10 protein-coding genes and 1 tRNA gene are annotated in these 13,103 nt (G+C 38.9%); 5 read left to right on the plus strand and 6 right to left on the minus strand.

The window, feature by feature from the left end; translation table 11 throughout:
- Window positions 1-273 precede the first annotated feature (273 nt).
- From I5907_RS00855 to I5907_RS00870, 4 genes are all read left to right on the plus strand, one after another.
- Window positions 274-346 (plus strand) — tRNA-Pro (locus I5907_RS00855).
- 512 nt (window positions 347-858) lie between these two features.
- Window positions 859-1,677 (plus strand): hypothetical protein, encoded by an 819-nt coding sequence (locus tag I5907_RS00860; RefSeq protein WP_196988860.1) that lies wholly within the window; start codon window positions 859-861, stop codon window positions 1,675-1,677.
- 67 nt (window positions 1,678-1,744) lie between these two features.
- Window positions 1,745-2,419, plus strand: a complete 675-nt coding sequence (locus I5907_RS00865) for an AbiV family abortive infection protein (RefSeq protein WP_196988861.1) — start codon at window positions 1,745-1,747, stop codon at window positions 2,417-2,419.
- A 2-nt stretch (window positions 2,420-2,421) separates the two neighbouring features.
- Window positions 2,422-3,876, plus strand: coding sequence for an RtcB family protein (locus I5907_RS00870; RefSeq protein ID WP_196988862.1), 1,455 nt, complete (start codon window positions 2,422-2,424; stop codon window positions 3,874-3,876).
- Window positions 3,877-4,009: 133 nt separating this feature from the next.
- On the opposite strand, the gene I5907_RS00875 is transcribed toward I5907_RS00870, so the two are convergent.
- Together I5907_RS00875 and I5907_RS00880 are read right to left on the minus strand one after the other, a co-directional pair.
- Window positions 4,010-4,690: a nucleotidyl transferase AbiEii/AbiGii toxin family protein gene (locus tag I5907_RS00875; RefSeq protein WP_196988863.1), complete on the minus strand. Its 681-nt coding sequence runs from the start codon at window positions 4,688-4,690 to the stop codon at window positions 4,010-4,012.
- Window positions 4,687-5,202, minus strand: a complete 516-nt coding sequence (locus I5907_RS00880; protein WP_196988864.1) for a hypothetical protein — start codon at window positions 5,200-5,202, stop codon at window positions 4,687-4,689. Before I5907_RS00880 ends, I5907_RS00875 begins: the two co-directional genes overlap by 4 nt.
- A 672-nt stretch (window positions 5,203-5,874) precedes the next feature.
- On the opposite strand from I5907_RS00880, the gene I5907_RS00885 reads away from it, so the two are divergent.
- Entirely contained in the window at window positions 5,875-6,417 is a 543-nt protein-coding gene (locus I5907_RS00885) for an RNA 2'-phosphotransferase (protein ID WP_196988865.1), read from the plus strand.
- A gap of 82 nt (window positions 6,418-6,499) precedes the next feature.
- Here I5907_RS00885 and I5907_RS00890 read toward each other — a convergent pair whose 3' ends face one another.
- The 4 genes from I5907_RS00890 to I5907_RS00905 all read right to left on the minus strand — a co-directional run bounded on the left by I5907_RS00890 (window position 6,500) and on the right by I5907_RS00905 (window position 13,089).
- A complete protein-coding gene (locus tag I5907_RS00890; protein WP_196988866.1) occupies window positions 6,500-6,880 on the minus strand; it encodes an HPF/RaiA family ribosome-associated protein in 381 nt (126 codons plus the stop codon).
- 291 nt (window positions 6,881-7,171) lie between these two features.
- Entirely contained in the window at window positions 7,172-9,280 is a 2,109-nt protein-coding gene (locus I5907_RS00895; protein ID WP_196988867.1) for a M48 family metallopeptidase, read from the minus strand.
- A 97-nt stretch (window positions 9,281-9,377) separates the two neighbouring features.
- Window positions 9,378-11,420, minus strand: a complete 2,043-nt coding sequence (locus I5907_RS00900; protein WP_196988868.1) for a DUF3858 domain-containing protein — start codon at window positions 11,418-11,420, stop codon at window positions 9,378-9,380.
- A 109-nt stretch (window positions 11,421-11,529) separates the two neighbouring features.
- Window positions 11,530-13,089: a T9SS type A sorting domain-containing protein gene (locus I5907_RS00905; RefSeq protein WP_196988869.1), complete on the minus strand. Its 1,560-nt coding sequence runs from the start codon at window positions 13,087-13,089 to the stop codon at window positions 11,530-11,532.
- Window positions 13,090-13,103 lie beyond the last annotated feature (14 nt).

The raw sequence follows: 13,103 nt of genomic DNA on the forward strand, positions 1-13,103 counted from the left end.
CGGCCATCGTTGGTCGAATCCAACCGTTTGTATAAAAAGCAAACGAAAGCTCTTGTTGGCTGTTACCCTTCTCAATTTTTTGGTGCGTAGAGTTTACCCTAAACAAAAGGTGCCGTAAGTGAGAGATCCTTCGGTAAGGTCTTCGGGACCCGTGGTTCAAATCCACAACTCTTATTGCTTTATCGCCCTTTTTAAAACTGCAGCGTGTCGTAGCACAGTGATACTTCGACTGAAAATCTAAAGCCACTATGCGTTTATAACCGATATAATTATATAGCAGCATTCCAATTGGGTGGATACTTCGTTTGGAACGAAGAGGCTGCAGGTTCGAGCCCTGCCTACTATACAAACAAGTGTCGTAGAGAAGTGTTACTTCGTGGATTATTCTACACAGGTTCGAATCCTGTCATTTCGAAATATCGAAATGTAGCTAAGCGGTTAAGCAAATAACAATAGTCACTTTTCGTTTGTTACCTTGTTACATCATTCAATTCTTTACAGGTGTCGTAGATCAGCGTTACTTCGAATCATAACTCGGCATGTCGCAGGTTCGAGTCCTGCCAGGTCCACCAATAACAAAATAAATGGGCCTGTAGCTCAGTGGCAGAGCAGCGTACGCTTTTCGCCTATTACCCTGTATTTTTTAAAAGTATAATTATGTACTTAGCTGCAGTGCTGCTATGAAGCTTTGATTGCGTCGCACACTTGTACTAAGGGAACTTTATTGAACAAATTTTATAACTATTGAAAGTATGAGTATTTGTGTAAGCGAAAATTATAGTGCAGAGGATAAAATGCGAGTGGGTAAATAACTAAATAATTTTGTTATAATAGATGACGAATAAAATATAGACGTTTATGGAGAATATTTTTAGAAGACTAGATTTTGTAATTAAAAAAGCCGATGAAGTTACAGAACATTTTCATAAAAATGAATTAGACGAAGTAACAATGTTTTGTATGTGCATACTTGACAGACTAAACTTTGCTTCACAAAGTTTGAAGATATTGGTGTTTAATTTTTACAAAAAAACCAAGGTCGATTACGGTTCAGGAATTATACTTAGAGCAGTTTTGCTCGATTATTTGATTGTTCTAAACGCATTAGATATTTACGGGAAAAACCTAAAAGATCCACAAACCTGCTACAAAGAATTAAAAAATTTTACATTGATGATGCTATGTGATAGTGTGAGAAACACTTTGGATTATTTTGAAACTCTAGAAAATCGATTGCCACAAGAAGTTTTATCTAACATGTACAAAAACTTAGTCAAAATGAATCCATCTTGTTTTGAAGAATATTCATTTGACGGAAGCAAACCTATTATTAAGATGACAAATTTTAGAAGCCCTAAACAGATGTTCAATGTATTATTAACTTCTAGGGAATTACAAAGCTATAAAAGTATTTATGACGCTTATTTGTTTTATTCAAAGTATGATCACTTTGGTAACATGTTTTATGGACTATCAAGAATAAAACCAGCGGATCAACTTGCCAATATTGATAAAGCAGTTACAGCTTTTCCTAAATCGTTAATGTTTATCATTGTAATTCTGAATTCATTATATCCAAAAGACGAATTAATACAAAACAAACTTTACGAAACGATGTCTTTTATAGACGAAATTGAAAATCTTGCTCCTCACAGTTCCAAACGTACAAGTGAGTGACACAACAGGCGATGCCATAAAACATTTCAAGCTCAGGTAACTTTATTTGTTTTCATTAAATAATTTAATGATGAATTTTAGCGAGAACGATTTACTCATTGCAGTATTAAAAAGTATTTCAAATAGTGAAGATTTGATTTCAGATGCCGATTTGCTTTTGGATTATGTTAGATTACCAAGAGCACATGCTTTATATCTGTTAGCTATTGAGGAAGCAGGGAAAGCGATGGATATTTATGAAAGTTTGTTATTTGGAACATACAAAGACAGCAAAGGGCAGAAAAAACTAAAAGAAAATTTTAAAGACCACCTTAAGAAAGCTGGAAAAGCCAGATCTATAAGTATTCTTTGGGCTATTCAATTGTTTAAGAATAATAATAAATCAAAAGGAGAAGAGATACTACAACATATGCTCCTGGAAATAGGAGCTGCTAAAGAAATAAACGATTATAAAAACTATAGTCTTTACACTTCATTTATTCACGGCACATATAAAGCTCCAAGTGAAATCATTACCGAAAAAATGGTAAGTGTTATCAGAAGTATGGCGAAGGATAGATTTAAGCTTGTAAAACAACTTTCTATGATCCCACCAAAAGAATATGAAGAAATGAGAAAATATGCTGAACAAAATCCAATCACCAGTGAGGCTAATGATGAAGAAGTGATGAACTATCTTAAAGAAAATGTGTCCATAGATTTTTTTGAAAAAATTTCATCTATGGCAAAAAATAAAAATTAATAATGAGCAGGCTAAAAATAACAGCCAAAGAATTGCGTGCTATCGGCTACCCCGAAAGCCCTGTAATTCCCGTGGCGATGAACGTGATGGAAAAACATTTTAAACATCACACAAAAGAAGCAGCGTTTGATATTTTAAAGGCGGTGTTACAATCGCCAAAAGATTATGCAACGCATGAAACACTGCAACCAATTGCAGAAAAATTATTGCCAAAAGAAAAGGCAGACGGCGCTGAAATTTCGCTGAACAATGAAGGTGTGCATTTCAACATATTTGGTGCAGACAATATTGAACAGGGCGCCTTGCAACAAATGTACAGTGCAGCCAAATTGCCGGTGGCAGTTGCAGGTGCCTTAATGCCCGATGCGCATCACGGTTACGGCTTGCCGATTGGTGGTGTGCTCGCAACAGAGAATGCGGTTATTCCTTACGGCGTTGGTGTTGATATTGGCTGCCGTATGTGTTTAAGCATTTTTGATATAGACGTAAAAGACCTTACACAGCGTGAGGCGTTCTTTACACGTGAACTTGGTGAAGCTACTTTGTTTGGCAGCGGTGCAATGTTTCAGCATGCAGCAGATCATGCAGTAATGGATAATGCACTGTTCTACGAAATGCCGCTGTTGAAGAGCCTGCATGGCCGTGCATGGAAACAGTTGGGCTCATCAGGAAGCGGAAATCACTTTGCTGAGTTTGGCATTGTTGATGTGCCGGCAACAGATGCTACGCTGAATGTTCCCGCAGGCACCTACGTTGGATTCTTAACGCATAGCGGTTCACGTGCATTGGGCGCCAACATCGCCAATCATTATACAAAACTTGCCATGAGCAAACGCCGTTTACCACAGGAAGCAAAGCATCTTGCCTGGTTAACGCTTAATGAAGCAGAAGGCATGGAATACTGGCTGGCTATGAACCTTGCGGGTGATTACGCAAGTGCCTGTCACCACATCATACACCAAAAGATTGCAAAACAGTTAGGCCGCAAGCCGATAACGATGGTGGAGAATCACCACAACTTTGCATGGAAAGAAAGGTATGATAACAAGGAAGTAATTGTGCATCGCAAAGGAGCCACGCCTGCCGGTAAAGATGTGTTGGGTATTATTCCCGGCAGCATGACGGCGCCCGGCTTTATTGTAAAAGGAAAGGGCGAGGAAGCGAGCATCAACTCTGCATCGCATGGTGCCGGTAGAAAGATGAGCCGCACACAAGCCATGGCAAACATTACGAACAATGCACTCAAAGAAGAACTCGCCAAACACCATGTAAAATTGCTCGGCGGCGGTTTAGATGAAGCGCCATTTGCGTACAAGGATATTGAAGTGGTGATGCAACATCAGAAAGCATTGGTTGATGTGGTGGGCAAGTTTACGCCAAAGATTGTAAAGATGTGCGGCGCCGAAACCAACCGTACAAGAAAGAATAATAAAAGAGATGTAGTGGAAGGGGAATGATGTTTAACATACAACGTAATAATTTTGCGTTGTATGTTTTTTATGTACTAAGCTGTAGTGGTGCTATTAAGCTGCGGTTGCGTCACACACTGGAACTGTTGGATATTCTACTCAACATACATCTGCTTCTTATTTAAGTATTTACAAACTCTTTAAGTTGTTCCGTAATATAATAAGTCGCAGGTGGTGATCCATATCCAGCATGTGCATCAATCCATTCTTCAAACAAAGGACTGTTAAGGAAATTTCTAAATTCACTCTTTAGATACTCCTTTACTGCTTCATTGCATTGCTTCAACTCTTCCCATATAGAAAATCTGTTTTCGAAGACAAACACAATATCTTCAAAATCAGTACTAGTACGCCCATCATTTTTACCTCTGCTTTTAAAAGCTTCAAGTTTAGAAGCAATAAAATATGGAGCGCTAAAAATTTTTACTACATGATCATCTATTTCGTAGTCTATGGCATTTTTATATCCTTCAGGATACCATTTATTTGAAAAGCCTAGTACACTTTTTTCAATTGGCATTACATCAACTGTAATGCCCTGAATTGTAAATCTGCAAATAATTCCAGATTCCTGATCATTCGTAAATCCAATGCTACGCAACTTTTCTTCTAGTTCCGCATAACCTCTATGTGTCCACAATTCTATAAGCACATCAACATCATCAGTTGGTCTTACCTCTTCTGCCATTCTATCCGCATACAATGAGACCGTAGCACCGCCAACAAAAACGACTTCCTTTCTTAAGTCTTTTAGAGCACCATGCACAGCTTTTATCCGAACTATATTCCTATGATTGCTCATGATAATAATATTTTTGAAAGTTCTTTCACAGCCAGATTGATTTCTCTTTGTCTTCCTACTCTTATTACATCTACTAAAGCAAGTAGCTTGTATAGTGTTTCATCATTTTTGACAGCCGAAGCTTGTTTTGGATAAAAAGGTTCGATTGATAATCCTCTTTCTTTTCCATGAAGGTCTGACCAAACATAAAATACATCGCTATCAAAAAATTGTCGCAGATATGGATGGGAATGTGCTGTTGGAATTCCATTAGTCATACTGCCTGGTTGCTGAGGGAAAACATAGTGAATGCCATGCTCGAGAAATTCAAGCAGACTTTGCCTGTTCACTCTTTTTTTATTGTAATCAATGAGTCCGGCTATAGAACTTCTGTTTAGAGATTCCGATACTTCAGACGAACTTATAAATAACGTTTGAGCAAGATCTTTTGCCTGCCATAAAGTTTTTCCCAAAGAAACTATTTTTAATAAAATAGGAATATCCTGGGGACGCATCCCATTATGCTTTCTCATTCATCAAATATATACAACAATTCGCAATTCGCGAATTGCGAATTGCGAATTGAGGATTAATCAAACCTTTCTAGTTGAAAATCAACATTATTTATTTGCCAAAAAAGATAGATCGTCTTGAAGTGTTTCAAAACGAACTTAAGCTTTAGAATATTGCCGACTTAAAAATCTAGGAAGTAATTGCCAATCAGGAGAGTACAATTAAAAAATATTTCCTCGGCTCATAACAAATAGTGCAATATGCGAAATCTATTAAATTAACATCTATACTTATAGCAGATGATGACATAAAGTTTACAGATGTTGGGGCGTTTGATTTCTATTTAAAGAAAGACCCAAATGATTTTGATCTTTACTTAGGCGGTATTGTATGGGGGGAGCATAGAAAACGACAATTCTGTAAAAGATTTTTCAGGAACTATGCTATATATAATTCATGAAAGATTTTTTGACACTTTCCTATCTGTCGATGAACAATATCATATAGACAGAGGTTTGAAAAATAAAGGTCGGTTTTTTGTATGTAATCCTATGGTAGTTGTACAACACAATGGCTACAGTGACAATGCAAAAAGAATAATGAACTATGATATTTATTTAAAACGACGGAAATTATATAAAAGTGAACAACACTTATACAAATGAATTTATTCTGTTCAAAGAGATTCAATTATGCTCACGGAAAACCAAACCACTCATCTTTCCAAACTTCTCTCCTATATTCTTCGCCACAAACCAGGAGAATATGGAATTGTATTAGATGAAAACGGCTATGCAAATGTTGATGAACTCATTCAAAGACTTAACGAGCATCATGTAAATATTGATTTCGCTACACTGCAACACATTGTAGATACCAATAACAAAAAACGTTTTGCATTCAATGAGGATGGCACCAAAATAAGAGCAAGCCAGGGTCATTCAGTTGGGGTTGAATTAGGTTATACAGAACAACAACCGCCGGCCATTTTATACCACGGCACGGTCGAAAAATTTCTTGCATCAATCATGAAGGATGGTTTGCAAAAAATGAATCGGCATCATGTACATTTAAGCGCAGATACAACAACCGCCACAAAAGTTGCTGAGCGAAGAGGTAAACCAATTATACTGGAAATAAAAGCCGGTGAAATGTTTGCAGCAGGTTATGCATTTTATCTTTCAGCTAATGGTGTTTGGTTAACGGAGCATGTACACGTTGACTTTATACTATAATGAATCTCTTGCTTTCTGGTACTATTACAATAAAAAACCTGCAAGCAATTAATACTTACAGGTTCACAACAATTAGGTTGATTTATTTTACCACATCTTCCAACTCAGTTTCTTCATCGTCGTTTTGGTTGGCAAGTAATTCGTCTTGAATCAGACCCTCATCGGCATGCCGCTGGCTTATGTTTATGTCGCGTTGCTTCTTTAACTTATTTTGAAGGATATCTACACATTCGCTTACTGCGGTTTCAAAATGAGCATTACCTTTTTTTACAAAATAATCGTTACCCGGCACTTCAAGCCTTATTTCACATACCTGGTTGTCAGGATTACCTTCTGAAGCAAAATATAATGTAACATTAGCTCTCACAATTTTATCACTCTTAAGCGCATTTACTTTTTCACGAATGAATGCATCAAGTGTTTCGCTTGCAGTAAATCCAAGGTGTTGAATAATTATGTCCATAAAATATTTTAAAGAATAACCAACCATAATTATGCCGTTGCGTAAATGACCAATTAAAGAATTGCGTTTGGAAATCATTCCCTCATATATGGGAAGTATTACCTCAATGTTTGGAAGATATGTGGGCCTGTCTAAGACTACACGTGTACGAAATAATAATGGAACAGCTGACACACATCCCTCCGTACAAGTGTGCGACGCAACAGGCGATGCCATGAAATACTACTGCTGATACCCAACTAAAAAACACCGGCACAGCTACGAGTGATGACCAACACAGGCAGGTATTTTCTAAGCAGACAATGCAGTGTTTCCTGCAGCTTTATAATAACCATCGAGCTGCTGCTGCAACAGCAATTTGTATTTACGGAATCTGTGATCGTTGCACGCATCAGTAGCTTCCACAGCAATATTTGTAAGCTCATTCAACTCATCATTCCTGAACGAACCATCGTGAAAGTAAGCGTACTGCTTCGAAAGGAAGGCTATTATTTTTTCGTGCAGTGCAGGATTATTTTGCGTAGTGATCATTTCTTCATCCACCAATAATTGCAACCATTTTTTGAGCTGGATTTCATGGTTGTCTTTGAGCCGGCTAATGCCATCGTTTACCTGCTCTATAGAAAGACCGCCCTGGTAAAATGGATTGAGTATTTCAAAGAGATTATTTACCACCTGTGTGAGTTGTGTGTATTTAATCTCAATCGCTTTGTATGACCGGTAATATACATCGAGCTCTGTGGTGAATGCATAAAAAAAGACGAATGCTTCTTTATCCAACTGTTTGACCAAAGCCTGTTTAGCTGCCAGATCTTTTTCGAGTATTTCCAATACGGTATCACATTCTTCCCGGTTGTATTTTGTACCATCAAAATCGAATGTTTTTACCGCTATCTTTTTTTCTTTGATGGCTTTTACTGTTTCAATGTCTGCGGTACAGGTATTGATAAAAGCCTGCAACCGGCTGTTGGCTTCATTGAAAAGCTGCTCAAATGTATACGCACTGTTTCTCTGTGTAAGTTCATCAAAATCCCAGTCAGCAGTTTCGATGTAGCGCCTGTCGTAAAAACCTTTATAATCTTCGGGCAGATCGTATTGCTCTATCTCCTGCAGGTAATCCTGGTTAAAATTGTTTGTATCTATAAGCTGCATGCCTGCGCTACCAGGAACGTGCTGGTACAATTTAACGGTAAGGCTTTCCTGCAAGGCATCTTTATCTTTGAATACATTCCATGCAGTTGTTTCATCTGCTGCCACATTCATATCTAACAGATCAAGGTGTTGCTTTCTTTCTTTTAGTTCAGGATGGCTTGCCCACTGGTCTTTGTAATTGATCCTGGAAGAAGAAAAGGAATCTACAAAAGCAAAAGATATTTCTGGTAAGCCGTTCTTTACAGGCAGTTTAAACTTCGAGGCCATTTCATTGTAAATGGTATAATGACCTTCGAACATATTTTTAATGACCTTCTGCTGTTTGAGGTACTCCCCTGCCTTATTCAGCGCCGTATTGTAACAACCGGCGGCCACTTCAATCCTGCTGAGCCCGCTCACTACATTATTTCCACCGGCGGCACTTGCTGCAACAGCATCTGCATGAAACTCCATTTCCCTGCTGAGCGCCAGGTAATTTTTATTGATGAGTGTATACATAGCCCTCAATATATACTGTATGCCTTCAGCAATTTTAACGGTGATCATTGCACAAATACTCAGTACCCCATGCAGGTTGCCCCATGCATTTAAAAAAGAAGTATAGCTGTTGTTTTCATACAGCATGTTGTAAATGATCTTATTGACATTGTAGGTGAAAACACCCAGCTTCATACTGCGCTGGCTGAAATGCCCAAACTCATGCGCTATCACAGCTTTCAGCTCACTGATATTAATACTGTTAACCAGGCCCAGTCCAATTTCGAGGTTTTTACGAACCGGGAAGAACATGCTCCAGAAACTGGAATTATAAAACACGCATGCGTTTACATCTGGTGAGAGGTATATTTTTTTAGGGAAAGGTGTTTTGGTTTCTTCGCTCAGTCTCCTGATAAATGCGAACAATTCCGGCTGATCGCTTTCCATTATTTCGATCCTGTTGGGGTTTTCATTTTTTGCAACAGCAAAGATGAACTTGATCAAAAAGAAAATAACAGAAATACCCACGGCCACAAGGCCAAGGCCAAGGATAATGGTGATGAACTTTGGTATTGTTACAATGATCTTAATACCGATAAAACAACAAATAATGGCAAGGCCAATTGATGCCGCAACGAGTAGTAAATAAACGATCAGAAACAAAATGATTGAAGTAATAACACCTGCTACCTGTTTGCGAAAAGCGGGTGAAGGCTGCAGTTTTTCGGCATTGATAAATGCCGGTGAGGGAGGGTAATGGTAGGTTGACATGATACGTATATAATTTGGATAAAGAAAACACTTTTATACTTTAAACAAAAGCTGCACGCTGCAATTTAACGGCCGTTTAATGCCGGCATTATATACACTACTGCGTATTTTTATAAAACACGATCTGCTCGCTTTGCTTTTTCAAAATGTTGCTGTAAAAATCTTTCAGCATCTCGTAATCTTCTGCTCCGTACACTGTTTTATCGATCTTTATGCGTGACTTCAATTGTATACGCTCACCTGATTGCTGTATAATGTATTCAAAGAACCCTGCATTGTCTGGAAGATTGATTCTTGCAGACTTTGGCAGTTCTTCCGTTTTGTAACCTTGTGGTACTTCCATATTTACTGTAAAAACATCATCCGTACAATAAGGCATTTCAATGGGGAACATGCGCCTGGAATCTCCTTTGAAGGGATTTTCCTTTAACGCATTTCCAAACAACGGATTGATGTATAACCTTTCTGCATTATTAAAATCAATTGCAAAATTGTAATGCATGTTTAAAGGCACATCGTATGCATGCAGAGAATCGAAAGCTACGTCTGACAACCTGATCTCCTGTGGAAACCTTAATGCAAAATTTTTAATATAGTCGCCTATTTGCTGAGAGGACAACGTGCTTCGAAGGTTCACAGATTCATCGTACGTGTAGGTTGTTGAAAAAGTACCTGAGTAGCCATTCTTACTTTCATTGTTAATTACAAACAATGACTGGTAACTTGTTTCCTTCAGAGAATCGGCATAAAGCTTAAGCGTTGCTGTATCTATACTTATCACTCTTGCCAGACCGTTATAACAGTCTTTTGAGAGCCTGTTAAAACCCAGGAACCTGTTACTCGCATCAAGCAAATAAGTATGATCATTTGTTTTAACCCTCGTTATTACATAATTGTATTTATCCAGTATGGGGTACACGGGATGCACAAACCCGTGATTACGCGTACTTAGGATAACAGGATCTGTTCTTATACCAGCCTGCTTTATCATGGAAGTCAACATGAGGTTGATGTCGCTTACGGTTCCCTTTCGTTGCTTATAAATTGTTCGCAGGTAAGTATCCGGCGTAAGGAAGATGCCGCCGTTTCCTGTACACGTAAAATTATCCCGCACAAACGCATAGATGGTTCGTGCCTTTTCATCGTCAGTCATTTGATCATTTACCAACTTATCTACTTCCGGCTTTAACCATGTGGCATTATCTATTTGAAAGCCAAAATCCTGGTGTAGCATAAACTCTTTGCTTACGGTAAGCCAGTTATGCATTTTATCTTCCGGCGGTGTGGTAAAATGTGTTTTTGAAAGCTGGAACTCTATTTTAGAAATGTAGTTGTTGGTGGCGGAAACCATATCTTCTTCTTTAACAGCAGGTACATTTTTTATTGCCCAGCGATTGATGCCAACATTTGCATTAATCATAAAAACATCCGGCGTATTTGAGCCAATTTCACCCTTCTTCCACGGTATGTCTTCTATGCGGTAAACCTGTGCACCAAGTTTGGCAGTCTTAATTGTATAAGGGTTATAGCCGGTTGACAGTGTAACATAGGAGAAACAATCCGGAATTTTAACCGTATACTCACTCCACAGGCATGGATACTTGCCCTGGAAATACCATGGCTGCAGGTTGAAAATATAGTCTGAATTAATGGTGTAAGAGAATTCTATAATAGAGCCGGCTTTTACGGCAGGCATGGTAAACTTTTTTTCTACCCAGTTACGGCTTAGCCTGTCTTCAAAAACTGTTTTTGAATCAAGTTCTGTTTTTATAATACTGCCGTTCTCGAGGTTATAGGTTGTTGCTTTCAGATTGACCAGTTCTTCCTTGCTTTTCCTGTCTTCATAATAACCATTATCTGTGTACAGGCGTATTTTAAAGTTTGCAGCATCTGCACCATTCAGGTTAAGAATTTTTACCCTCCTTATTCGTTTAAAAACCAGTGTAAACCAACCTTTGTTGTTACCCTCAAACTCAGAGCTTCCAATATCAGCAAGAACAATAGCATTAACGTCGCTGCTTATCATGGAAGAAGTGACATCAAAATCAGCAGCATCAATTTTTCCATACTTAATGGTTTCCTGCGCCTGGATTTTAACGGCACATACAAATACGGCAAACAGTGTAATCAGCAGTTTCATTATAAAGGATTTAGGTATGATCTGTGGACTCGCTTTATTAAAGCATTAAAAATAGGAATAGTTTTTTACCCACAAAACGTAACCGGGAAACACTTATTGCGCCCTGAAATTATTCTACCACTACCCGGCACTTTACACTCCCGTTATTATGATTAATTTTTAACATATAAACACCTGGTACAACGTTGCCGGCAAGGTTTATTCCTGCTGTTAGCAACCCTGCAACAGGCACTGCTTTTTGTTGCCAGATTTTAATGCCGGCAGCGCTATACAAGCAAACCTCTGCCTGTTGTATTTGCTGCGGCAAATGCAGTGTTACAATAAAATTGCCGTTGCACGGGTTAGGTGTAACGCTTACTACATTTGTTGCAGTATGCAGATCGTTAGAAGTATTTGCACTAAAAGACTGTACCCGCTTTGTAGTAAATGCCGGGCCGATTATCCATGCAGCTGTGTGGGCCGCACAAAAACTCTTCATTTTCCATTTGTAAGTTGTGCCGGGTAGTAAACCGTGTATAAGCACACGGCTGGTATTTGAAGCAACGGTCCGTTTATGCACATCATTTGCATAAACAGCTTCGCACCTGATCCTGTAACCGTTTACAGTGTCTTCCGGAAGACTCCAGCCAAGTAACACAGCCGTGTCTGCCACATGAATTGTTTGTAAAGCATATGGTGTAGCACAAGTATCCTGTACAGCTATCGAAGGAGTGTATTGCCAGAAATCTTTTTCTGGTCCATTTATGCCCATGTACGCTGTTTTATTAATTACCAACGCCAGTAAACCATAATTCCCGGTTCCAGGAAAATCATTTCGCTGAATCCACTCATCAGCAACTGTACTATATTCCCAAACATCTTTTTTTCTTGTAGCACTGGCAACATCATACCCGCCACTAAAAAAGCCACTTTCGGACAATGCAAAACCACAAGTATGTGTTCGCTCACCAGGTGTAAAGTCTGCCTTCCTGGTCCAGGCGTTGGCTATAGGGTCGTATTGCCAAAAATCCTTGTAATTAAGCATAATAGTTCCGCTGCTTGTTTCGTCAAAAAAATTACCAGTGCCAACGTACATTTTTCCTCCGACAACAAATCCACTTGCGTGACGTCTTGCCCCTCCGATCAGACGGGACTTACTTGTCCACGCATTAGGCACAGGATCGAATTCCCATAAATCATCCCAGCAAAAAGGATCATACTCCCCAAAGTAACTGCCAAAGCCTACATAGCCTTTATTTCCAATAGCAAGACCAATTGCTGCATATCTGCCTCGGGATAAGGGTATGTCTGCTTTTCTCACCCATTCATTTGCTAAAGGATCGTATTCCCATAAATCTCGAAACGTAAACGGCCACTCATCTCCATTTTCTCCTGTACCAAGATACCCTTTGTCGCCAATGCTAAAACCCACACCACCTTCGCGTGGTACACCTCCAAAATCTGCTTTTTGCGTCCATACATTTGTGGCGGGGTCGTATTCCCAAAAATCTTTTAGCCACTGACCGTCATAGAAACCTGTGCCAACGTAGCCCTTTTCATTAAGCGAAAATCCTGAAGCACCAGTACGTACCCCTCCACCAAAATCTGCTTTCTGTACCCAGCTATCCTGCGCCACGGCAAACATACCCGGTGTAAGCAGCATTAATAAAAGACCAATATGCGTTTTCATATAATGGTGTTTAA

The sequence above is a fragment of the Panacibacter microcysteis genome (assembly GCF_015831355.1).
GTDB lineage: Bacteria > Bacteroidota > Bacteroidia > Chitinophagales > Chitinophagaceae > Panacibacter > Panacibacter microcysteis.

Coding starts and splice junctions, on each gene's coding strand:
- I5907_RS00885 (WP_196988865.1), top strand. CDS start 5,875: ATGCTCACGGAAAACCAAACCACTCATCTTTCCAAACTTCTCTCCTAT.
- I5907_RS00905 (WP_196988869.1), bottom strand. CDS start 13,089: ATGAAAACGCATATTGGTCTTTTATTAATGCTGCTTACACCGGGTATG.
- I5907_RS00895 (WP_196988867.1), bottom strand. CDS start 9,280: ATGTCAACCTACCATTACCCTCCCTCACCGGCATTTATCAATGCCGAA.
- I5907_RS00900 (WP_196988868.1), bottom strand. CDS start 11,420: ATGAAACTGCTGATTACACTGTTTGCCGTATTTGTATGTGCCGTTAAA.
- I5907_RS00880 (WP_196988864.1), bottom strand. CDS start 5,202: ATGAGAAAGCATAATGGGATGCGTCCCCAGGATATTCCTATTTTATTA.
- I5907_RS00860 (WP_196988860.1), top strand. CDS start 859: ATGGAGAATATTTTTAGAAGACTAGATTTTGTAATTAAAAAAGCCGAT.
- I5907_RS00865 (WP_196988861.1), top strand. CDS start 1,745: ATGATGAATTTTAGCGAGAACGATTTACTCATTGCAGTATTAAAAAGT.
- I5907_RS00875 (WP_196988863.1), bottom strand. CDS start 4,690: ATGAGCAATCATAGGAATATAGTTCGGATAAAAGCTGTGCATGGTGCT.
- I5907_RS00870 (WP_196988862.1), top strand. CDS start 2,422: ATGAGCAGGCTAAAAATAACAGCCAAAGAATTGCGTGCTATCGGCTAC.
- I5907_RS00890 (WP_196988866.1), bottom strand. CDS start 6,880: ATGGACATAATTATTCAACACCTTGGATTTACTGCAAGCGAAACACTT.